Below are 23,554 nucleotides of genomic sequence, written 5' to 3'. Positions count from 1 at the left end.
TTCCGGTGGCGCTTTGACTGACAGGAAAACGCATGTCTCTACCGCAATTCTCACTTGCAGCCGCACGAAACCTGCATCTTGCCGCCCAGGGGCTTCTGAAAAAGCCCCGCCGCCGCGCGCAGCCAGCTGATATCCTCTCTACCGTGCAACGCATGTCGTTGCTGCAAATCGACACCATTAACATCGTGGCGCGTAGCCCGTATCTGGTCCTGTTTAGCCGCCTGGGAAACTATCCTCCGCAGTGGCTGGATAATGCGCTAAGTCAGGGCGAACTGATGGAATACTGGGCGCATGAAGCCTGTTTTCTCCCGCGAAGCGATTTTGCACTGGTGCGTCACCGCATGCTCGCCCCGGACAAAATGGGCTGGAAATACCGTCAGGAGTGGATGGTGGAACACGCGGATGAAATAGAGCAACTGATTGCCCATATTCAGGAAAACGGGCCGGTACGCTCCGCGGATTTTGAACACCCGCGAAAAGGCGCAAGCGGATGGTGGGAGTGGAAACCGCACAAACGCCATCTTGAAGGGCTGTTTACGTCGGGCAAAGTGATGGTGGTCGAGCGCCGCAACTTTCAGCGCGTCTATGACCTCACGCACCGTGTTATGCCTCACTGGGACGATACGCGTGACCTGCTGTCTCAGGACGCAGCCGAAGCCATCATGCTCGGGAACAGCGCCCGCAGCCTTGGCATTTTCCGCCCACAGTGGCTGGCGGATTATTATCGTCTGCGTCAGCCGCAGCTAAAACCACTGCTGGAATTGTGGCAGCGCGAACAGCGCGTCATGCCGGTCTCGGTAGAGTCGTTAGGTGAAATGTGGTTGCATGCGGATTTGTTCCCTCTGCTGGCGCAGGCGCAGGAGGGCAAACTCCAGGCGACCCACAGTGCCGTGCTGTCGCCGTTCGACCCCGTGGTCTGGGACAGAAAGCGGGCCGGGCAGTTGTTTAATTTCAGCTACCGTCTGGAATGCTACACTCCGGCGCCCAGGCGGCAGTATGGTTATTTTGTTTTGCCGCTGCTGCACAAAGGCCAGCTAGTCGGGCGCATGGACGCTAAAATGCACCGTAAAACCGGCATGCTTGAAATTATCGCGCTCTGGCTTGAAGAGGGCATAAAGGTGACGGCTGGCCTGGAAAAAGGGTTAACGACTGCGCTCAGTGAATTTGCCCGCTGGCAGGGGGCGCATGAAATTGTACTCGGTCGCGTGCCTGCGGGGCTGTTTACGACCTGTCGAGGTGGCTGGGAAACAGGCACTCCCTGAAAAGGGAATGTGATAAGCTTTAGCGATTACCCATACGGAGGAACTATGGATCACCGTTTACTTGAAATTATTGCCTGCCCGGTGTGCAACGGCAAACTGTATTACAGCCAGGATAAACAAGAGCTGATTTGCAAACTGGACAGCCTGGCGTTCCCGCTGCGTGACGGTATTCCGGTACTGCTGGAAAATGAAGCCCGTTCCCTGGTGGCAGAAGAGATCAAACCATGAGTTTTGTTGTCATTATCCCTGCGCGTTATGCTTCAACGCGCCTGCCAGGTAAACCGCTGGTGGATATCAATGGCAAACCGATGATTGTGCATGTCCTTGAACGGGCACGCGAATCGGGCGCCGGACGCGTCATCGTCGCCACCGATCACCCAGATGTTGCGCGCGCGGTTGAGGCCGCGGGTGGGGAAGTGTGCATGACCCGTGCCGATCATCAGTCAGGCACCGAGCGCCTGGCGGAAGTCGTCGAAAAATGCGGTTTCAGCGACGAGACGGTGATTGTGAACGTGCAGGGCGATGAGCCGATGATCCCGGCGGCGATTATCCGTCAGGTGGCCGACAACCTGGCACAGCGTCAGGTCGGGATGGCGACCCTCGCGGTGCCGATTCACCACGCTGAAGAGGCGTTCAATCCGAATGCGGTGAAAGTGGTCATGGACGCAGAGGGCTACGCGCTCTATTTCTCCCGCGCCACCATTCCGTGGGATCGCGATCGTTTCGCGCAATCGAAAGAGACAATCGGCGAAACCTTCCTGCGCCACATCGGTATTTACGGCTACCGCGCTGGCTTTATTCGTCGCTACGTCGCCTGGGCACCAAGCCCGCTGGAGCATATTGAAATGCTCGAACAGCTTCGCGTGCTGTGGTACGGCGAGAAAATTCACGTTGCGGTTGCCCAGGAAATCCCAGGCACCGGCGTGGATACCCCTGAAGATCTCGAGCGCGTACGCGTCGAAATGCGTTAATTCGCTGGCATCCCCTCGTCTGGGGGGATGTTCTCCCGCCTGGCTATTTTCCTTTTCTTTTTCATTATTGATCTCTACCGGGTGACATCCGGGTTTCGCGCGCTCATTATAAAAGCAGTAGTCTTAATGGGGGTAATCTCATATGGAACAGCTGCGTGCTGAACTCAGCCATCTCCTTGGCGAAAAGCTAAGCCGGGTGGAATGCGTGAATGAAAAGGCCGATACCGCACTCTGGTCGTTGTACGACAGCCAGGGAAACCCCATGCCGCTGATGGCCAGAAGTTTTACCTCGCCGGGCGTCGCCAGACAGCTGGCCTGGAAAATGTCGATGCTGGCGCGGGAAGGGACTGTCCGCATGCCGACGGTCTACGGCGTGATGACCCATGAGGAGCATCCCGGCCCGGATGTTCTGCTTATCGAACGTTTACGCGGGGTTTCTGTTGAAGCCCCGACGCGTACACCGGAGCGCTGGGAACAGCTGAAAGATCAGATTGTCGAGGCTCTGCTTGCCTGGCATCGGCAGGACAGCCGGGGTCTTGTTGGCGCGGTGGACAGCACGCAGGAAAACCTGTGGCCGCTGTGGTATCGCCAGCGTGTTGAAGTGCTGTGGGGCACGCTGAACCAGTTCAACAACACCGGTTTAACGATGCACGACAAACGTATTTTATTCCGCACCCGGGAGTGTCTGCCGACGCTGTTTGAGGGTTTTAACGACAACTGCGTGCTGGTTCACGGCAATTTCACGCTGCGCAGTATGCTTAAAGACTCGCGCAGCGACCAGCTGCTGGCGATGGTCGGGCCGGGGATCATGCTCTGGGCGCCGCGCGAGTACGAACTGTTCAGGCTGAGCGAGGGCGGGGCGGCGGAAGATTTGCTCTGGCACTATCTTCAGCGCGCCCCCGTTGCGGAGGCCTTTCTCTGGCGACGCTGGCTCTATCTTCTCTGGGATGAGGTGGCGCAGCTGGTCAACACCGGGCGCTTTAATCGCGCCAGTTTCGATCTGGCCGCAAAATCACTCCTGCCCTGGCTTGCCTGACGAACCTTTGAGCCACTGCCAGAGGCGGCCAAGCGTCTCGTAGCCGACACGATCGCTGTGCATCAGCCATACCGGGGACGGGATTATCCGTTCCCACGGATTGAGCGGGGCGTCAATAGCCATCTGGTTTGCCGGAGCAGGAAGCGGATGCAGGCCCTGCTTCTCAAAGAAAATCATTGCGCGCGGCAGGTGTGAAGCAGAGGTCACCAGCAGGAACGGTACATCACCGATGGCCTGTTTCACCGCCGCCGCCTCTTCTTCGGTATCTTTTGGGCTATCCAGCGTGATGATGGCGGACCGTGGTACGCCAAGCGATTCAGCCACTCTTGCTCCTGCTTCAGCGGTACTGACCGGGTTGGTTTTTGCCGCAGCGCCCGTGAAGATCATCTTCGATCCAGGATTGGCCAGCCACAGGCGGATCCCCTCGTTCAGGCGCGGCAGGCTGTTGTTGATCAGGTTCGAGCTGGGCGCCCAGTTCGGATCCCAGGTATACCCGCCGCCCAGCACGACGATATAGCCCACCTTCTGATTTCCCTGCCATGTCGGGTAGGTGTTTTCAATCGGACGTAATAAACCGTCAGCGACCGGTTGCAGGCTGAGTAACAGCAGCGCCAGCCAGCCCACGGTAACGAGGGATTTACCGCTTTTCTGAAAGCGGCTAAACCATATCAATGCCAGCCCCAGCGCGATGAGAAGTAACAGCAGGGGAAGGGGAAGCATCATGCCTCCGATATATTTTTTTAGGGTAAAAAGCATCCTTTTTGGTTCCTTTTTTAACCATACAGCAGGCGATTGTCGGTGATATTACACCAGAGTGGTTCATTCTCCGCGCGGGTGTGACAAAATAGCGGTTTTGCAGTGAGTGGAACCCTCCCAATGCGGGATCGCAATTTTGATGACATCGCGGAAAAGTTTTCGCGCAACATTTATGGCACCACCAAAGGTCAGCTTCGTCAGACGATCCTCTGGCAGGATCTGGACAAGCTGCTGGCTGAATTCGGTGACCGACCGTTGCGCGTGCTGGATGCCGGCGGTGGGGAAGGTCAGACTGCAATTCTGATGGCGCAGCGGGGACATCACGTCACGCTTTGCGATCTTTCTGCCGAGATGGTTGCGCGTGCAGGGCGAGCGGCAGAAGAGAAAGGTGTGAGCGACAACATGCATTTTATACATTGCGCCGCTCAAGACATTCCGCAGCATTTGGAAACGCAGGTTGATCTGATATTGTTTCATGCTGTGCTCGAATGGATCGCTGAACCACAAGCGATGTTAAAAACGCTGTGGTCGATGTTGCGCCCGGGCGGTGCGTTATCGCTGATGTTTTACAATGCCAACGGCCTGCTAATGCGAAACGTGCTGGTCGGCAATTTTGGCTATGTACAGCAGGGCATGTATAAAAAGAAACGACGCACGCTTTCACCGGATTTCCCTCGTGAACCGCAGCAGGTCTATGGCTGGCTGGAGGAGATCGGTTGGGAAATTACCGGCAAAACCGGCGTGAGGGTGTTTCATGATTATCTGCGTGATAAACAAAAACAGGATGACTGTTTAGACGCCTTAACAGAAATAGAGACGCGGTACTGCCGCCAGGAGCCTTATCTGAGCCTTGGCCGCTATATACACGTCACCGCGCGCAAGCCGCAGATGCAAGGATAATCTATGAGTGAATTTTCCCAGACAGTCCCCGAACTGGTTGCCTGGGCCAGGAAAAACGATTTCTCCATCTCGCTGCCGGTAGACAGACTCTCATTCCTGCTGGCGGTTGCGACGCTAAACGGCGAACGCCTGGATGGCGAAATGAGTGAAGGCGAACTGGTGGATGCGTTCCGCCACGTCAGTGATGCGTTTGAGCAAACCAGCGAAACCATTAGCGTGCGTGCCAACAACGCAATCAATGATATGGTGCGTCAACGTCTGCTGAACCGCTTTACCAGCGAGCAGGCGGAAGGAAACGCCATCTATCGTCTTACGCCACTGGGCATTGGCATTACCGACTATTACATCCGCCAGCGCGAATTTTCCACGCTGCGTCTCTCCATGCAGCTCTCTATTGTTGCAGGTGAGCTGAAGCGTGCCGCCGACGCGGCTGATGAAAACGGTGATGAATTCCACTGGCATCGCAACGTTTACGCGCCGCTGAAATATTCGGTTGCCGAGATTTTCGACAGTATCGATCTGACTCAACGTCTGATGGACGAACAGCAGCAGCAGGTGAAAGACGATATCGCTCAACTGCTTAATAAAGACTGGCGTGCGGCCATCTCCAGCTGTGAACTCTTGCTGTCAGAAACGTCGGGTACGCTGCGTGAGTTGCAGGATACGCTGGAGGCGGCGGGAGATAAGCTACAGGCCAATCTGCTACGCATCCAGGACGCGACGATGGCGCACGACGATCTGCATTTTATCGACCGTCTGGTGTTTGATTTGCAGAGCAAGCTTGACCGCATTATCAGCTGGGGCCAGCAGTCGATCGACCTGTGGATCGGTTACGACCGCCACGTGCATAAATTTATCCGTACCGCCATCGATATGGATAAGAATCGCGTCTTTGCTCAACGTCTGCGCCAGTCGGTACAGACCTACTTCGATGCGCCGTGGGCGCTGACCTACGCCAACGCCGATCGTCTGCTGGATATGCGCGACGAAGAGATGGCGCTGCGTGATGAAGAGGTCACCGGTGAACTGCCGCCGGATCTGGAATACGAAGAATTTAACGAAATTCGCGAGCAGCTTGCGGCGATGATCGAAGAACAGCTCGCTGTCTACAAAACCAGACAAGCACCGCTGGATCTTGGCCTCGTGGTACGCGACTATCTGGCGCAGTATCCGCGCGCGCGCCACTTCGATGTTGCCCGCATTGTTGTAGACCAGGCGGTGCGCCTGGGCATCGCACAAGCCGATTTCACCGGACTGCCGCCGAAGTGGCAGCCGATTAACGATTACGGAGCCAAGGTACAGGCGCATGTCATTGACAAATATTGAACACGTGATGCCAGTTAAGCTGGCACAGGCGCTGGCGAATCCGTTGTTTCCGGCGCTGGATAGCCAGCTGCGTGCCGGTCGTCACATTGGCCTTGACGAGCTGGATAATCACGCCTTTTTGATGGACTTTCAGGAGTACCTGGAAGAGTTTTACGCTCGCTATAACGTTGAGCTGATCCGCGCGCCGGAAGGTTTTTTCTACCTGCGTCCGCGCTCTACCACGCTTATTCCGCGCTCGGTGCTTTCCGAACTGGATATGATGGTCGGCAAAATTCTCTGCTACCTCTATCTCAGCCCGGAACGTCTGGCGAATGAAGGGATCTTCACCCAGCAGGAGCTTTACGATGAGCTGCTGTCGCTGGCGGATGAAAGCAAGCTGCTCAAGCTGGTCAATAACCGCTCAACGGGGTCCGATCTGGACCGTCAGAAATTACAGGAAAAAGTTCGCTCTTCCCTGAACCGTCTGCGCCGTCTGGGAATGGTCTGGTTCATGGGTCACGACAGCAGCAAGTTCCGTATTACCGAATCGGTCTTCCGTTTTGGCGCCGACGTGCGTGCGGGTGACGATGCGCGTGAAGCGCAGCTGCGCATGATCCGTGACGGTGAGGCGATGCCGGTGGAAAACCATTTGCAGCTCAATGACGAGCCTGAAGACAATCAGCCGGATAGCGGGGAGGAAGAGTAATGATTGAACGCGGTAAATTTCGCTCACTAACGCTGATTAACTGGAACGGTTTCTTTGCCCGAACCTTTGATCTCGATGAGCTGGTGACAACGCTCTCCGGCGGTAACGGTGCGGGTAAATCCACCACCATGGCGGCCTTTGTGACGGCGCTGATCCCTGATTTGACGCTGCTGCACTTCCGTAACACCACCGAAGCGGGGGCGACAAGCGGCTCTCGTGATAAAGGCCTGCACGGTAAGCTCAAAGCTGGCGTCTGTTATTCGGTGCTGGATGTGATCAACTCCCGTCACCAGCGTGTGGTGGTGGGCGTGCGTCTGCAGCAGGTCGCCGGTCGCGATCGAAAAGTGGATATCAAACCGTTCGCGATTCAGGGGCTGCCAACCTCAATGCAGCCAACGGCGCTGCTGACGGAAACGCTCAATGAGCGTCAGGCGCGCGTACTGACGCTGCAGGAGCTGAAAGACAAGCTCGAAGCTATCGAAGGCGTGCAGTTCAAGCAGTTCAACTCAATTACCGACTACCACTCCCTGATGTTCGATCTGGGCGTGGTGGCGCGTCGTCTGCGTACCGCATCCGACCGCAGCAAATATTACCGTCTGATTGAAGCCTCCCTGTACGGCGGGATCTCCAGCGCCATTACCCGCTCCCTGCGCGACTACCTGTTGCCGGAAAACAGCGGCGTGCGTAAGGCCTTCCAGGACATGGAAGCCGCGCTGCGTGAAAACCGCATGACGCTGGAAGCGATTCGCGTTACCCAGTCTGACCGCGATCTGTTTAAACACCTGATCAGTGAAGCCACCAACTATGTGGCGGCGGATTATATGCGTCACGCCAACGAGCGTCGCGTGCATCTCGATCAGGCATTAGAGTACCGCCGCGAGCTGTTCACCTCGCGTAAACAGCTGGTGGCCGAGCAGTATAAGCACGTTGAAATGGCCCGTGAACTGGGCGAACACAACGGGGCAGAGGGCGATCTGGAAGCCGATTACCAGGCGGCCAGCGATCACCTGAACCTGGTGCAGACCGCGCTGCGTCAGCAGGAAAAAATCGAGCGCTATGAAGCCGATCTGGATGAGCTGCAAATTCGTCTTGAAGAGCAAAATGAAGTGGTGGCCGAAGCTGCCGAATTGCAGGAAGAGAACGAAGCCCGCGCGGAAGCCGCCGAGCTGGAAGTGGATGAGCTGAAAAGCCAGCTTGCTGATTACCAGCAGGCGCTGGATGTGCAGCAGACGCGTGCGATTCAGTACAACCAGGCGTTGCAGGCGTTGCAGCGTGCCAAAGAGCTGTGCCATCTGCCGGACCTGACCCCGGAAAGCGCTGACGAATGGCTGGATACCTTCCAGGCCAAAGAGCAGGAAGCCACTGAGAAACTGCTTTCTCTCGATCAGAAAATGAGCGTGGCGCAAACGGCGCACAGCCAGTTTGAGCAGGCGTACCAGCTGGTGGTGGCGATCAACGGTCCGCTGGCGCGTAACGAAGCGTGGGACGTTGCCCGTGAGCTGCTGCGCGACGGCGTCAATCAACGCCATCTGGCCGAACAGGTGCAGCCGCTGCGCATGCGCCTGAACGAGCTGGAACAGCGTCTGCGTGAACAGCAGGAAGCCGAGCGTCTGCTGGCGGAATTCTGCAAGCGTCAGGGTAAAAATTACGATTTCGACGAGCTTGAGGCCCTGCACCAGGAGCTGGAAGCGCGTATTGCGGCCCTGTCGGATACCGTATCGAACGCCAGCGAACAGCGCATGACGCTGCGTCAGGAGCTGGAACAGCTTCAGTCGCGTTCGAAGACGCTCTTACAGCGTGCGCCGATCTGGCTGGCTGCACAAAGCAGCCTGAACCAGCTCAGCGAACAGTGTGGCCAGGAGTTTTCCTCCAGCCAGGACGTCACCGAATACATGCAACAGCTGCTGGAGCGCGAGCGTGAAGCGATTGTTGAGCGTGACGAAGTGGGTGCGCGCAAGCGTGACGTCGATGAAGAGATTGAGCGTTTAAGCCAGCCTGGCGGCTCAGAAGATCCGCGCCTGAATGCCTTAGCCGAGCGTTTCGGCGGCGTGCTGCTGTCTGAAATTTACGACGATGTCGGCCTGGACGATGCGCCGTACTTCTCCGCGCTGTACGGTCCATCCCGTAACGCGATTGTGGTGCCGGATCTGTCGCTGATTTCGGACCAGCTTGCAGGGCTGGAAGACTGCCCGGAAGATCTCTACCTCATCGAAGGGGATCCGCAGTCGTTTGATGACAGCGTATTCAGCGTCGACGAGCTGGAAAAAGCGGTGGTGGTGAAAATCGCCGATCGCCAGTGGCGCTATTCGCGCTTCCCGGAACTGCCGCTGTTTGGCCGCGCCGCGCGTGAAAACCGTATTGAAAGCCTGCACGCTGAGCGCGAAACGCTTTCTGAACGTTTTGCAACCCTGTCGTTTGATGTTCAAAAAACGCAGCGTCTGCATCAGGCGTTCAGCCGCTTTATCGGCAGCCACCTGGGCGTTGCCTTTGAGCCCGATCCGGAAGCTGAAATTCGCAAGCTCAACACCCGTCGTGGAGAGCTGGAGCGTGCGCTTGCCAGCCATGAAAATGACAACCAGCAAAGCCGCGTGCAGTTCGAGCAGGCGAAAGAGGGCGTTGCGGCCCTTAACCGCATCCTGCCGCGCCTGAACCTGCTGGCGGACGATACGCTCGCCGACCGCGTGGACGAAATTCAGGAACGTCTGGACGAAGCGCAGGAAGCGGCGCGCTTTGTGCAGCAGCACGGCAATCAGCTGGCAAAACTGGAGCCGATGGTTTCCGTTCTCCAGAGCGACCCGGAACAGTTTGAGCAGTTAAAAGAGGATTATGCCTGGTCACAGCAGGTGCAGCGCGAAGCGCGTCAGCAGGCGTTTGCCCTGACGGAAGTGGTGCAACGTCGCGCACACTTCGGCTACTCCGATTCAGCAGAAATGCTGAGCGGGAACAGCGATCTTAATGAAAAGCTGCGCCAGCGTCTTGAGCAGGCCGAAGCAGAGCGTACGCGCGCCCGTGAAGCGATGCGTACTCACGCCGCACAGCTGAGCCAGTACAGCCAGGTCATGGCCTCGCTGAAAAGCTCCTTCGACACCAAGAAAGAGCTGTTAAACGATCTGCATAAAGAGTTGCAGGACATCGGCGTGCGCGCCGACAGCGGTGCAGAAGAGCGGGCGCGTATTCGCCGCGATGAGCTGCATGCTCAGCTCAGTAACAACCGCGCGCGTCGTAATCAGCTGGAAAAAGCGCTGACCTTCTGTGAAGCAGAGATGGACAACCTGACGCGACGCCTGCGCAAGCTGGAGCGTGACTATCACGAGATGCGTGAACAGGTTGTGACCGCGAAGGCGGGGTGGTGCGCGGTGATGCGCATGGTGAAAGATAACAACGTGGAGCGTCGTCTGCATCGTCGCGAGCTGGCGTACCTGTCAGCCGATGAACTGCGCTCTATGTCGGATAAGGCGCTGGGCGCGCTGCGTCTGGCGGTGGCGGATAACGAACATCTGCGCGACGTGCTGCGTATGTCCGAAGATCCGAAGCGTCCTGAGCGCAAAATTCAGTTCTTCGTGGCGGTTTATCAGCACTTACGCGAGCGTATTCGTCAGGACATCATCCGTACCGACGATCCGGTGGAAGCGATCGAACAGATGGAGATCGAGCTGGGCCGACTGACGGAGGAGCTGACCTCCCGCGAGCAGAAGCTGGCAATCAGCTCCCGCAGCGTGGCGAATATTATTCGTAAAACCATTCAGCGCGAGCAGAACCGTATCCGTCAGCTGAACCAGGGCCTGCAAAGCGTGTCGTTTGGCCAGGTCAACAGCGTGCGGCTGAACGTGAACGTGCGTGAGGCGCACTCCACGCTGCTGGACGTGTTGTCTGAACAGCACGAACAGCATCAGGATCTGTTCAACAGTAACCGCCTGACCTTCTCCGAAGCGCTGGCGAAGCTATATCAGCGTCTGAATCCGCAGATTGACATGGGCCAGCGTACGCCGCAAACCATCGGCGAGGAGCTGCTGGACTACCGCAACTATCTGGAAATGGAAGTTGAGGTTAACCGTGGCTCAGACGGCTGGCTGCGCGCGGAATCCGGTGCGCTCTCTACCGGTGAAGCTATCGGTACCGGTATGTCGATTCTGGTGATGGTGGTGCAGAGCTGGGAAGATGAAGCGCGTCGTCTGCGCGGCAAAGACATCTCGCCATGCCGTCTGCTGTTCCTCGATGAAGCCGCGCGTCTCGACGCCCGCTCCATCGCCACGCTGTTTGAGCTTTGCGAGCGACTCGATATGCAGCTCATCATCGCGGCGCCGGAAAACATCAGTCCGGAAAAAGGGACAACCTATAAGCTGGTGCGTAAGGTGTTTCAGAACAGTGAACACGTACACGTCGTGGGCCTGCGTGGTTTCGCCCCGCAGCCACCGGAGTCATTACCGGGCACGGCTGACGCCTCTTAACCCGGGGTGCGACAAATAGCGGCGCTCATGCGCCGCTTTTTTTATTCACTTAACTTGTGTTCAGGGCTGCGTTATCTTTAAACTTCTTTACATAAGGTAAGGCAGCAGCGAGTATGCCTTTCTATACTGAAGGAAATCTCCAGAATAATGGGCATGTCGTGAAAAACAGGGGGCAAGGGATGTTGCTTAAGAAAAATCGTGGTCGTCAGCTGTCTGCGCTGAGTTTGTGCCTGACAGTGATGTTTGCTCCACTGTTTACCGCTCAGGCCGATGAGCCTGAAATTGTACCGACTGACAGCTCCGCGACGATGGGCGCGCAGCCGACGTCGCTGTCACAACCGCTGGATCAGTCTCCGGCGACGGCCATCATGGCCGGCATTAAACCGCTGCCGGAAGGCATCGATACTGAATCATTACGCCAGCAGCTTATGACCGGCCTGCCCTCGGGCTATACTCCTGCTTATATTAACCAGCTCACGCTGCTTTACGCTGCGCGCGATATGAAACCGATGTGGGAAAATCGCGAGGCGGTACGAGCCTTCCAGCAGCAGCTGGCTGAAGTGGCGATTGCAGGCTTTCAGCCGCAGTTCACGACCTGGGTTGAGCTCCTGACCGACCCTGCCGTTACCGGACAGGCGCGTGACGTGGTGCTGTCTGATGCCATGATGGGCTACTTACAGTTTGTGGCGGGGATTTCGGTGAACGGCAACCGCTGGTTATACAGCAGTAAACCGTACAAGCTGGCGACGCCTGCGCTGTCCGTCATTAATCAGTGGCAGCTGTCGCTGGATAACGGCGAACTGCCGCGCTTTATCGCAAGCCTTGCGCCTGCCCATCCGCAATATGCCACGATGCATCAGTCGCTTCTTGAGCTGGTTGCGGATTCCCGCCCGTGGCCTCAGCTGCGTGGCACCACAACGCTGCGTCCGGGGCAGTGGAGCAGCGATGTGCCTGCGATCCGCGAAATTATGAAACGCTCCGGCATTCTTGACAGCGGCCCTAAAATTGCTCTGCCCGGTGACGAGACGCAAAATGCGGTCGTCAGCCCGTCGGCGCCGGTAAAAGAGAAAACGGCCGTTGCGTTGAGCAATAAGCCCGCCGCTTACGATCGCGAGCTGGTCGCCGCAGTGAAGCAGTTCCAGGCCGCGCAGGGGCTTGGCGCTGACGGCGTGATTGGTCCATCTACTCGCGACTGGCTGAACGTCTCTCCGGCCCAGCGGGCAGGAGTGCTGGCGTTGAATATCCAGCGCTTGCGCTTGCTGCCGGGCACGTTATCCACCGGCATTATGGTCAACATTCCGGCGTACTCCCTGGTCTACTATCAGGACGGTAGCGAAGTGCTGGCGTCCCGCGTGATTGTCGGCCGACCTGACCGAAAAACGCCAATGATGAGCAGCGCGCTGAATAACGTGGTGGTTAACCCGCCGTGGAACGTGCCGCCGACGCTGGCGCGCAAAGATATCCTGCCTAAGGTATGGAATGACCCAGGTTATCTGGAGCGACATAACTATACGGTGATGCGTGGCTGGAACAGCAAAGAAGCGATTGATCCCTGGATGGTCGACTGGTCAACGATTACGCCTTCGAACCTGCCGTTTCGTTTTCAGCAGGCACCTGGCGCACATAACTCGCTGGGACGTTACAAATTCAATATGCCAAGTTCGGACGCTATCTACCTGCATGATACCCCAAACCATAATCTGTTCCAGAAAGATGCACGCGCGCTCAGCTCGGGCTGTGTCCGCGTGAACAAGGCCTCCGAGCTGGCGAATATGCTGTTGCAGGATGCAGGCTGGAACGATACGCGGATATCAGATGCCCTGAAGCAGGGGGATACGCGTTACGTCAATATTCGCCACAATATTCCGGTCAATCTTTACTATCTGACGGCGTTTGTAGGCGCGGACGGACGCACCCAGTATCGTACAGATATTTACAATTATGATCTGACAGCGCGATCCGGCGCACAAATTTTGCCAAAAGCGGAACAATTAATCAGGTAAATGAAGTAGTTCGGTAAAAATGATTGTCGTAAGTTATGGTGAATATGAGGCGATCTGGCTGCAAGCCGCGTATTCACTGGGGTTGGGCGCCTTGACGTAGCAGGCTTTGCCAGTTATGGTGCCCTTCGTGCGCTAAGCATATTGACAATTTCTTTTACCTGTAGACCTGATTATCATGGACAAATTTGACGCTAATCGCCGCAAATTGCTGGCGTTAGGTGGCGTTGCGCTGGGCGCAGCAGCCATCCTTCCGACGCCAGCATTTGCCACCCTCTCGACACCTCGTCCGCGTATTTTAACGCTCAACAATCTGCATACTGGTGAGACGCTTAAAGCGGAATTTTTCGATGGCAGAGGCTATATTCAGGATGAATTAGCAAGACTCAACCATTTTTTCCGTGATTTCCGCGCGAATAAAATCAAAGCCATCGACCCTGGATTATTCGATCAGCTTTACCGCTTGCAGGGACTGCTGGGGACCAAAAGGCCGGTGCAACTCATTTCTGGCTATCGCTCTCTGGATACCAACAATGAACTGCGCGCCCACAGCCGTGGGGTAGCGAAAAAAAGCTATCACACTAAAGGGCAGGCGATGGATTTCCATATTGAAGGCGTTTCGTTAGCCAATATTCGCAAAGCGGCGTTATCTATGCGCGCAGGTGGTGTAGGATACTACCCACGTAGCAACTTTGTGCATATTGATACCGGGCCGGTTCGGCACTGGTAATAACGAAACACAGGAGCAGTATGAACTATCGTATTATTCCGGTTACCGCGTTCTCACAGAACTGTTCATTGATCTGGTGTGAACAAACTAAACTGGCCGCGCTTGTCGATCCCGGTGGAGACGCCGGGACAATCAAGCAGGAAGTCGCTGCCAGCGGTGTAACGCTGATGCAGATTTTACTCACCCATGGCCATCTCGACCATGTGGGTGCAGCGGCAGAACTGGCTGAACACTACGGTGTGCCGATTATCGGCCCGGAAAAAGAAGATGAGTTCTGGCTTCAGGGGCTACCTGCCCAAAGCCGTATGTTTGGTCTGGATGAGTGTCAGCCACTGACACCGGACCGCTGGCTGAACGAAGGCGATCGCGTTAACGTGGGGAATGTAACTTTACAGGTGTTGCATTGCCCCGGGCATACGCCCGGCCATATTGTCTTCTTTGATGACGTGTCGCGCCTGCTGATTTCCGGTGACGTGATTTTCAAAGGGGGCGTAGGACGCAGTGATTTCCCACGCGGCGATCACGGTCAGCTGATTCAGTCGATTAAGCAGAAGTTATTGCCGTTAGGTGATGATGTGACGTTTATCCCTGGACACGGACCGATGTCGACGCTGGGCGATGAGCGGTTGCATAACCCGTTCCTTCAGGATGAAATGCCTGTCTGGTAAACCCGGTAAAATAAAAAAGCCTGCGCGATGCAGGCTTTTTTTATGGGTGCAGGTTACAGCACCGCGACAATGGCTTCGCACAGCGGCGCCATGTTGTCAGGCGTCATACCTGCAACGTTCACGCGGCCAGAGGCAACGGCATACACGCCAAACTCTTCACGCAGGCGCAGCACCTGCTCTTTGGTCAGGCCGCTGAAGGAGAACATGCCGTTCTGCTTGATGATGAAGCTGAAGTCACGGTCAGCGCCTTTCTCAGCCAGCGTGTTCACAAACAGCAGACGCATGCGCTGAATGCGCTGACGCATATCGTTCAGCTCTTGTTCCCAGATTGCGCGCAGCGCATCGTTGCTCAGGATCGTCGCGACCACAGACGCACCGTGTGCCGGTGGGTTAGAGTAGTTAGCGCGGATCACGGACTTCATCTGGCTGAATGCGCGATCGACGGTTGCTTCGTCAGCAGCCACCAGCGTACAGGCGCCGACACGCTCGTTATACAGACCAAAGTTCTTGGAATAGGAGCTTGCGACAATCAGCTCCTGATGCACGGCGGCGAATGCGCGCAGACCTTCTGCATCTTCTTCCAGACCACGGGCAAAGCCCTGGTAAGCGAAGTCGAACAGAGGCAGCCAGCCTTTTTCAACGGACAGCTTAGCCAGCTGTTCCCACTGCTCAAGCGTAGGATCGATACCGGTTGGGTTATGGCAGCAGCCGTGGAACAGCACCACATCGCCCGCCTGGGCTTCGCTCAGGCTGGCCAGCAGACCGTCGAAATCCAGCGCGTGGTTTGCCGCGTCGTAGTAGGCGTATTCACGCACTTCCAGACCCGCAGAATTAAAAACGCTCTTGTGGTTCGGCCAGCTTGGATTGCTTACCCACACACGCTTCACAGAGGTGTTTTTCGCCAGGAAATCTGCCGCCACGCGCAGTGCGCCGGTACCGCCTGGGGTCTGCGCCGTGCGGGCGCGTTTTTCGCTCACAATGGTGCTGCCTTTGCCGAACAGCAGCTCCTGGGTGCAGCGACCAAATTCAGGGATACCATCAATACCGAGGTAGTTTTTGGTGGTTTCGTTTTCCAGCAGATACTGCTCAGCTTTTTTGACGCTGGTCAGTACCGGAGTTTTGCCGGTTTCATCTTTATATACACCAATACCCAGGTTGATTTTGCCAGGGCGGTCGTCGGCACGAAACAGATCGGCCAGGCCCAGAATTGGGTCGGCAGGAGCGGCAGTAATGTTCTCAAACATGACGAAGTTCCATTGTGATTACAGAAGTGAAATCCGCTATCAGGTTAACGGTAGATTTACAAAATGCCAACCGTTTGCGACGAAAAGCGTGCGGCTTTTCAAAAGTCGCTATTATTTTCTCTCAGGAATAAAAAAACAGGGCCGAAGCCCTGTTCATTAAGCATATAACAACGAGGTGTGCTGATTAGAACTGGTAAACCAGACCCAGAGCCACGATATCGTCGTTGTTGATGCCCAGCTTGTTGTCGTCTTTCAGCTGGTTGATCTGATAGTCAACATAGGTAGACATGTTTTTGTTGAAGTAGTATGTCGCACCAACGTCGATGTAGTTGATGTAGTCTTCGTCACCGATACCTTCTACGTCTTTCGCTTTAGATTTGTAGTAAGCGATGGATGGACGCAGACCGAAGTCGAACTGGTACTGAGCGACGACAGAGAAGTCCTGAGACTTGTTAGCGAAACCACGGCTGCCCAGACGCGCTGCGTTACGCATTTCGCCATAAATAGCTGCCAGGTAGATGTTGTTCGCGTCATATTTCAGGCCGGTTGCCCACTGTTCAGCTTTGTCACCTTTACCCCATTCCAGCGTCTGCTGGTTGTTGGTACGGTCAGCTGCACCATAAGCACCCACAATGCCGAAACCGTCGAAATCATAGCTCAGAGAGGTTGCCCAGCCGTCACCGTTGGAACGTACTGCGTCATCACGTTCATTTTTGCCCAGGTACTGAACACCAAAGTTCAGACCGTCAACCAGGCCGAAGAAGTTGCTGTTACGGTAAGTCGCCAGACCACCCGTACGGCCTGCGAAGAAGTTATCGCTCGCGCCGGTGTCGCCGCCGAACTCAGGCAACATATCGGTGATGCCGATTGCGTCATAGACCAGACCGTAGTTACGACCGTAGTCGAAGGAGCCTGCGTCACCAAATTTCAGACCTGCGAATGCCAGACGGGTTTTGTTGCCGTTCTGTGCATCGCCACCTTCAGAGTTGTTACCCTGGAAGTTGTATTCCCACTGACCGTAGCCAGTCAGCTGATCGTTGATCTGAGTTTCACCTTTGAAGCCCAGACGCGCGTAAGTGTTGTCGCCATCGTTGCCCGCGTAATCAGAGAAGTAATGCAGGCCAACTGCTTTCCCGTAAAGATCTAATTTGTTGCCGTCTTTGTTATAGATTTCAGCAGCGTTTGCTGCACCGGCTACCAGCAGGGCAGGGACTACCACTGCCAGGATATTGCGCTTCATCATTATTTATTACCCTCATTGGTTTTTTTATGACACTCGCCACTGCCGCCAATAAATTCTGTCAATAAATATTTCCGGAACTATTGATGAGAGTTAGGTGTCTTTATGTGTCTGACAGGCATCTTTCCATTCATAGAACCGTTTCGCTACACTGAAAGTGCTACAATCTTCAAGATTCAGTTACCAAAAGAAAATATATGTAACTAAATATGTATTTTTGGGAACTTTGTGAAGCACCTCAAATTTCAGTGCCACCTGGCGAATTAAACATCCGCTTTATTCTTATATATATGATTTCCTTATGTTTAATTTAGCTAAAGGCCTTTCGTATAAACAGAAGTTAAACGGCTCATTTTTTCTTATGATCGATAAAAGCCATCCAGATGGCTGTGAAATTGGTTGTTTTTTATGCTAATGCGTAAGGATTGTTTTAAGCGCAATAAGAATGGGGTTATTTTTTTGTCTCAGGATATTTCGTGGAAACAAAACGTAACAGGTAGAGGTAATAGCGGGGTTGTGGTTTAAAGACGCTTACTTCTGACTGACGAAAACTGACATTGCAGGATAAAATAATGGCCAGCATTTGCTGGCCATTAATGATTTGGTCGGTTAGAAACTTGCGTTACGCGGTGTGCGTGGGAATGGAATCACATCACGTACGTTCTGAACACCTGTTACGTAAGCAATCAGACGTTCGAAGCCCAGGCCAAAGCCGGAGTGTGGAACGGTGCCGTAGCGACGGAGATCGCGATACCAGCTGTAGTCCGCCGGGTTCAGGCCCATCTCCTGCATACGCGCGTCCAGCACATCCAGGCGCTCTTCACGCTGGGAGCCACCGATGATCTCACCGATGCCCGGCGCGAGGACATCCATCGCGGCAACGGTTTTACCGTCTTCGTTAAGGCGCATATAGAACGCCTTAATGTCTTTCGGATAGTTTTTCACCACAACCGGTGCTTTAAAGTGCTTCTCTGCCAGATAACGTTCGTGCTCGGAGGAGAGATCCACGCCCCAGTAAACCGGGTTTTCGAATTTCTCACCGCATTTTTCCAGGATTGCGACCGCGTCGGTGTAATCGACCTGCGCGAAGTCTGCGGAGACGAAGCGCTCAAGACGGGCGATGGCGTCGTTATCGACACGCTCAGCGAAGAATTTCATGTCGTCTGCGCGCTCTTCGAGAACGGCTTTAAACACGTATTTCAGCATCGCTTCTGCCAGGGCTGCCGCGTCATTCAGATCGGCAAAGGCCACTTCCGGCTCCAGCATCCAGAATTCCGCCAGGTGACGGCTGGTGTTGGAGTTTTCCGCACGGAAGGTTGGGCCGAAGGTATAGATCTTAGACAGCGCACAGGCGTAGGTTTCACCGTTGAGCTGGCCGGAAACCGTCAGGAAGGCTTCTTTACCAAAGAAGTCTTTGTCGTAATCGACTTTACCTTCCGGCGTACGCGGCAGGTTTTCCATATCCAGCGTTGAAACGCGGAACATTTCACCTGCGCCTTCGGTATCGGAAGCCGTGATCAGCGGAGTAGAAACCCAGAAGTAACCCTGCTCGTCAAAGAAGCGATGCAGCGCCTGCGCCAGCGTATGACGCACGCGGGCAACCGCACCAATCAGGTTGGTGCGCGGACGCAGGTGCGCGACTTCACGCAGATATTCGATGCTGTGACGCTTTGCAGCCATCGGGTAGGTGTCAGGATCTTCAACCCAGCCGGTCACTTCCACCGAGGTCGCCTGAATTTCGTAGCTCTGACCCTGGCCCGGAGAGGCCACCACAACACCGGTGACGATCACGGAACAGCCGGTTGTCAGGTGCAGAACGTCATCATTGTAATTGGGCAGAGAATTATTAATGACGGCCTGTACAGGATCAAAGCAGGAACCGTCATAGACGGCGAGGAAGGAGATGCCAGCTTTAGAATCTCGGCGAGTACGCACCCATCCGCGCACGGTGACCTCCTGGTCAACGGCGACACGGCCCTGGAGTACGTCGGCTACAGGCACAACGCTCATAATATTCTCTCTGTTAATAGTCGGAAAAAATAAACACTTGTCCGCCCTTATAGGGGGGATATCTATGTTACCTGCCATCCGCTATCAGACAAGTAAATTTCACCTTCTTAAGAGAAGAAATAAGAAATTAATAAGAGAAGGGGAGCCATGAAGGCTCCCCCGAAGCCGTTAACTGGCTTTTTTAACCTGAGGCAAATCGAAGGCTTTACGTAATGCGCGGACAAACGCTTTGTCATGGCAGATGGTTTTGCCCGGACTGTCGGAGAGCTTCGCGACCGGCTTACCGTTACATTCCACCAGTTTTATCACGATGTTCAGCGGTTTCACCTGAGGAATATCACAGGTTAACCGCGTACCAATCCCGAAACTCAGGTTCACCCGCGATGAGAAATGGCGATAAAGGTCGACGGCTTTCGCCAGGTCAAGGTTATCGGAGAAGACCAGCACCTTACTCATGGGGTCGATGCCCAGTTTTTCGTAATGGGCGATGGCTTTCTCACCCCATTCAACCGGGTCCCCGGAATCATGGCGCAAACCCTGGTAGCGTTTGGCAAACTCAGGGCCAAAGTCGCGCAGGAACGCGTCCATGGTAATGCAGTCGGTAAGGGCAATACCCAGCCGATCCGGGTATTCCTCTAGCCACGCGGCGAGGGCGGCGCGCTGGCTGTTGGCAAGGTCAGGGCTGATCTGCTGGTGCGCCTGGAACCATTCGTGCGCCTGGGTGCCCATCGGCGTTAAATCAAGGCGACGTGCCAGATCGTAGTTACTGGTGCCAACGAACCACGGCTCCTGTTGCAGACGTCTGACAATGGCTTCCTGAACCTCGCGAGAGAAGCGGCGGCGCGTGCCAAAGTCCATCAGACGGAATCGGGACATATCCAGCCCTTCGGTCAGTCTGGAAAACTCAACGAGTTTATTCTCCAGAGCGGCAACCGCCTGCGTCACACCGGTTTCAGGGGAGCGATAGCGGTGGGCCAGCTCGCTGATCACGGCCAGAAGCGGCACTTCCCACATGATCACCTCGCGCCACGGGCCGGTCAGACGAATGTCCAGCTTGCCGTTATCATTGGTGACGGTGACCTGTTCCGGGTTATAGCGGAACTCACGCAGCCAGTTCAGATAATCCGCTTTAAAGAAAGGCAGGCCTGAAAGCCACTGATATTCGTCATCGGTGAGCGCCAGATGCTGCATGGCCTCGACCTGTTCACGAATGGAATCTGCGTAGATACCCAGCAAGTCGTCACCCCGGCAGCGAAATTCCGCCGCAACATGGACATCATGATAGTGGTGAAACACGGCTTGCTGCATATGCAGCTTGTACGCGTCGGTATCCAGCAACGTATGCAGAACCGGAGAAGCGAATTGAGTCATAGGTGCGCTGTAGCATCCTCTCACGGGAGCGTTTAGTACAATAAACAACTCCGGAGTATACCCTGTTTAGTGATTTATTGAACCCCGATCACAACATAAGCACACTTTATGGTCGAGAGCATTTCGTGCCCCGTGTTATAAAAATGTAGCTAAAAAGGGCGTTGTGCCTGAAAAGATGAACATTCTGCATAGCGCGTTTTACACAACAGGAATATATTGAATCGTTACTCGACAAACGATGCATAAGGTTTTCTATGACACAACAGCCACAAGCTAAATACCGCCACGACTATCGTGCGCCGGAATACCTGATAAGCGATATCGATCTGACTTTCGACCTGGATGCCACAAAAACCGTGGTGACGGCGGTAAGCCAGGTGACGCGCCAGAGCGCGACAGCCGTGCCGCTGCGTCTGGATGGTGAAGACCTGACGCTGGTTTCCCTGCATATTAACGATGAAGCCTGGTCAGACTATAAAGAAGAAGGCAACCAGCTGGTCATCGACAACCTGCCGGAACGCTTTACCCTGCGCATCGTGAATGAAATTAGCCCTGCCGCCAATACCGCGCTGGAAGGACTTTACCAGTCAGGCGTAGCCCTGTGTACCCAGTGTGAAGCCGAAGGTTTCCGCCACATTACCTGGTATCTGGATCGCCCGGACGTCCTGGCGCGCTTTACCACCAAAATTATTGCCGACAAAACGCTGTACCCGTACCTGCTTTCCAACGGCAACCGGATTGGTGAAGGGGAACTGGAGAATGGCCGTCACTGGGTACAGTGGCAGGATCCGTTCCCGAAACCCTGCTATCTGTTTGCGCTGGTGGCGGGAGATTTCGATGTCCTGCGCGACACCTTTAAAACGCGCTCTGGCCGTGAAGTCGCGCTGGAGCTGTTCGTGGACCGTGGCAACCTTGACCGCGCACCGTGGGCAATGACCTCCCTCATCAACTCCATGAAGTGGGATGAAACGCGCTTTGGCCTCGAATATGACCTCGACATCTATATGATCGTTGCGGTCGATTTCTTCAACATGGGCGCGATGGAGAATAAAGGTCTTAACATCTTTAACTCTAAATACGTGCTGGCGCGTACCGATACCGCCACGGATAAAGATTACCTCGATATCGAACGCGTTATCGGCCACGAATATTTCCATAACTGGACCGGGAACCGCGTCACCTGCCGCGACTGGTTCCAGCTGAGCCTGAAAGAGGGCTTAACCGTCTTCCGCGATCAGGAGTTCAGCTCCGATCTGGGATCGCGGGCGGTAAACCGCATCAACAACGTGCGCACCATGCGTGGTCTGCAATTTGCAGAAGATGCCAGCCCAATGGCGCACCCGATCCGCCCGGATAAAGTCATTGAGATGAATAACTTCTACACCCTGACGGTGTATGAAAAAGGCGCTGAAATTATCCGTATGATCCACACCCTGCTGGGTGAAGAGAATTTCCAGAAAGGGATGCAGCTTTACTTTGAGCGTCACGACGGCAGTGCGGCCACCTGCGACGATTTTGTTCAGGCGATGGAAGACGCCTCTAACGTCGATCTGTCTCATTTCCGCCGCTGGTACAGCCAGGCCGGTACGCCGATTGTGACGGTCAAAGACGACTACAACCCGGAAACCGAGCAGTACACGCTGACCATCAGCCAGCGCACGCCGCCAACTGCCGAGCAGGAAGAGAAACATCCGCTGCACATTCCGTTCAGCGTTGAGCTGTACGACAACGAAGGCAACGTGATCCCGTTACAGAAGGGCGGCCACCCGGTGCATAACGTGCTGAACGTGACCCAGGCAGAGCAGACCTTTATCTTCGATAACGTCTATTTCCAGCCCGTTCCCGCCCTGCTGTGCGAATTCTCCGCGCCGGTGAAACTCGAATACAAGTGGAGCGATCAGCAGCTTACGTTCCTGATGCGTCACGCGCGCAACGATTTCTCGCGCTGGGATGCGGCACAAAGCCTGCTGGCGACCTACATCAAGCTGAACGTCAACCGTTACCAGCAGGGCCAGCCGCTGACGCTGCCGGTTCATGTGGCAGACGCGTTCCGTGCCATCCTGCTGGATGAGAACATTGACCCGGCGCTGGCGGCTGAAATTTTAACGCTGCCTTCTGCGACTGAAATCGCCGAGCTGTTTGACATCATCGACCCGATTGCCATCGTCGCCGTGCGTGAAGCGCTGACCCGCACGCTGGCGACCGAACTGGCAGATGAGTTCCTCGCCATTTACAACGCCAACAAGCTGGACGGGTATCGGGTGGAACATGCGGATATCGGTAAACGTTCCCTGCGCAATACCTGCCTGCGCTATCTGGCGTTTGGTGAGGCAGAGCTGGCGAACACGCTGGTCAGCAAGCAGTACCACGAAGCCGATAACATGACGGATGCCCTGGCCGCGCTGGCCGCAAGCGTTGCCGCCGAGCTACCGTGCCGCGATGCGCTGATGCAGGAGTACGACGACAAGTGGCATCAGGATGGTCTGGTGATGGACAAGTGGTTCATCCTTCAGGCCACCAGCCCGGCAGCCGATGTACTCAGCAAAGTACGCAGCCTGCTGAAGCACCGTTCGTTCACCATGAGCAACCCGAACCGCGTCCGCTCTCTGATTGGTGCCTTCGCCAGCAGCAACCCGGCCGCGTTCCATGCCGAAGACGGCAGCGGTTATCAGTTCATGGTTGAAATGCTGACCGAGCTGAACAGCCGTAACCCGCAGGTGGCGTCTCGTCTGATTGAGCCGCTGATCCGCCTGAAACGTTACGATGCGCAGCGTCAGGCGAAAATGCGCGCCGCGCTTGAGCAGCTGAAAGGGCTGGAAAATCTGTCTGGCGATCTGTACGAGAAGATTGCTAAGGCGCTGGCCTGATGTAAAAAAGCCCGGTGGCGCTACGCTTACCGGGCCTACG

Annotated in this window: 17 protein-coding genes; 12 read left to right on the top strand and 5 right to left on the bottom strand. The window is 55.4% G+C overall.

Going from position 1 to position 23,554, the window contains the following annotated elements:
- The first annotated feature begins 32 nt into the window (after positions 1 to 32).
- The 4 genes from O1722_RS15150 to O1722_RS15135 all read left to right on the top strand — a co-directional run bounded on the left by O1722_RS15150 (position 33) and on the right by O1722_RS15135 (position 3,269).
- The gene (locus tag O1722_RS15150; protein ID WP_033487282.1) at positions 33 to 1,262 is read left to right on the top strand and encodes a winged helix-turn-helix domain-containing protein; all 1,230 of its coding nucleotides are present in this window, start codon (positions 33 to 35) and stop codon (positions 1,260 to 1,262) included.
- Between the two features lie 45 nt (positions 1,263 to 1,307).
- Positions 1,308 to 1,490, top strand: a complete 183-nt coding sequence (gene ycaR / locus O1722_RS15145; RefSeq protein WP_003858220.1) for a protein YcaR — start codon at positions 1,308 to 1,310, stop codon at positions 1,488 to 1,490.
- Positions 1,487 to 2,233, top strand: a complete 747-nt coding sequence (gene kdsB / locus O1722_RS15140; RefSeq protein WP_015570964.1) for a 3-deoxy-manno-octulosonate cytidylyltransferase — start codon at positions 1,487 to 1,489, stop codon at positions 2,231 to 2,233. Before ycaR ends, kdsB begins: the two co-directional genes overlap by 4 nt.
- A 142-nt stretch (positions 2,234 to 2,375) precedes the next feature.
- Complete coding sequence (locus O1722_RS15135) at positions 2,376 to 3,269, top strand: YcbJ family phosphotransferase (RefSeq protein WP_032670205.1); 894 nt, start codon at positions 2,376 to 2,378, stop codon at positions 3,267 to 3,269.
- Here the strand turns inward: O1722_RS15135 and elyC are convergent.
- Positions 3,246 to 4,025: an envelope biogenesis factor ElyC gene (gene elyC, locus O1722_RS15130; RefSeq protein WP_015570963.1), complete on the bottom strand. Its 780-nt coding sequence runs from the start codon at positions 4,023 to 4,025 to the stop codon at positions 3,246 to 3,248. The genes O1722_RS15135 and elyC overlap by 24 nt on opposite strands.
- A gap of 120 nt (positions 4,026 to 4,145) precedes the next feature.
- On the opposite strand from elyC, the gene cmoM reads away from it, so the two are divergent.
- The 7 genes from cmoM to O1722_RS15095 all read left to right on the top strand — a co-directional run bounded on the left by cmoM (position 4,146) and on the right by O1722_RS15095 (position 14,782).
- On the top strand, positions 4,146 to 4,925 hold the full coding sequence (gene cmoM, locus O1722_RS15125) for a tRNA uridine 5-oxyacetic acid(34) methyltransferase CmoM (RefSeq protein ID WP_003858212.1): 780 nt from the start codon (positions 4,146 to 4,148) through the stop codon (positions 4,923 to 4,925).
- A 3-nt stretch (positions 4,926 to 4,928) separates the two neighbouring features.
- A complete protein-coding gene (mukF, locus tag O1722_RS15120) occupies positions 4,929 to 6,251 on the top strand; it encodes a chromosome partition protein MukF (protein WP_015570962.1) in 1,323 nt (440 codons plus the stop codon).
- A complete protein-coding gene (gene mukE / locus O1722_RS15115) occupies positions 6,232 to 6,936 on the top strand; it encodes a chromosome partition protein MukE (protein ID WP_033487281.1) in 705 nt (234 codons plus the stop codon). The genes mukF and mukE overlap by 20 nt, the downstream gene beginning before the upstream one ends.
- Positions 6,936 to 11,384 (top strand): chromosome partition protein MukB, encoded by a 4,449-nt coding sequence (mukB, locus tag O1722_RS15110; RefSeq protein ID WP_033487280.1) that lies wholly within the window; start codon positions 6,936 to 6,938, stop codon positions 11,382 to 11,384. Before mukE ends, mukB begins: the two co-directional genes overlap by 1 nt.
- Before the next feature lie 179 nt (positions 11,385 to 11,563).
- Positions 11,564 to 13,387 carry a L,D-transpeptidase gene (gene ldtD / locus O1722_RS15105; protein ID WP_032647901.1) on the top strand — a complete coding sequence of 608 codons (1,824 nt, stop codon included), beginning with the start codon at positions 11,564 to 11,566 and terminating at the stop codon, positions 13,385 to 13,387.
- A gap of 175 nt (positions 13,388 to 13,562) precedes the next feature.
- The gene (mepK, locus tag O1722_RS15100) at positions 13,563 to 14,114 is read left to right on the top strand and encodes a peptidoglycan L,D-endopeptidase MepK (RefSeq protein WP_003858202.1); all 552 of its coding nucleotides are present in this window, start codon (positions 13,563 to 13,565) and stop codon (positions 14,112 to 14,114) included.
- A 20-nt stretch (positions 14,115 to 14,134) separates the two neighbouring features.
- Positions 14,135 to 14,782 carry an MBL fold metallo-hydrolase gene (locus tag O1722_RS15095; RefSeq protein ID WP_032619969.1) on the top strand — a complete coding sequence of 216 codons (648 nt, stop codon included), beginning with the start codon at positions 14,135 to 14,137 and terminating at the stop codon, positions 14,780 to 14,782.
- A gap of 53 nt (positions 14,783 to 14,835) precedes the next feature.
- Here the strand turns inward: O1722_RS15095 and O1722_RS15090 are convergent, their stop codons facing one another.
- From O1722_RS15090 to pncB, 4 genes are all read right to left on the bottom strand, one after another.
- Positions 14,836 to 16,026: an amino acid aminotransferase gene (locus O1722_RS15090; protein ID WP_017384820.1), complete on the bottom strand. Its 1,191-nt coding sequence runs from the start codon at positions 16,024 to 16,026 to the stop codon at positions 14,836 to 14,838.
- A gap of 184 nt (positions 16,027 to 16,210) precedes the next feature.
- Complete coding sequence (gene ompF / locus O1722_RS15085; protein WP_017384819.1) at positions 16,211 to 17,269, bottom strand: porin OmpF; 1,059 nt, start codon at positions 17,267 to 17,269, stop codon at positions 16,211 to 16,213.
- A 606-nt stretch (positions 17,270 to 17,875) separates the two neighbouring features.
- Positions 17,876 to 19,276 carry an asparagine--tRNA ligase gene (asnS, locus tag O1722_RS15080; RefSeq protein WP_015570955.1) on the bottom strand — a complete coding sequence of 467 codons (1,401 nt, stop codon included), beginning with the start codon at positions 19,274 to 19,276 and terminating at the stop codon, positions 17,876 to 17,878.
- A 168-nt stretch (positions 19,277 to 19,444) separates the two neighbouring features.
- Positions 19,445 to 20,647, bottom strand: a complete 1,203-nt coding sequence (pncB, locus tag O1722_RS15075) for a nicotinate phosphoribosyltransferase (protein WP_033487278.1) — start codon at positions 20,645 to 20,647, stop codon at positions 19,445 to 19,447.
- 254 nt (positions 20,648 to 20,901) lie between these two features.
- Here pncB and pepN point away from each other — a divergent pair, with 254 nt between their 5' ends.
- Complete coding sequence (gene pepN, locus O1722_RS15070) at positions 20,902 to 23,514, top strand: aminopeptidase N (RefSeq protein WP_032671214.1); 2,613 nt, start codon at positions 20,902 to 20,904, stop codon at positions 23,512 to 23,514.
- Positions 23,515 to 23,554: the final 40 nt, after the last annotated feature.

The organism is Enterobacter cloacae complex sp. HYC003_NIDB, assembly GCF_056673375.1.
This window is presented reverse-complemented; position numbering and strand designations above follow the sequence as displayed.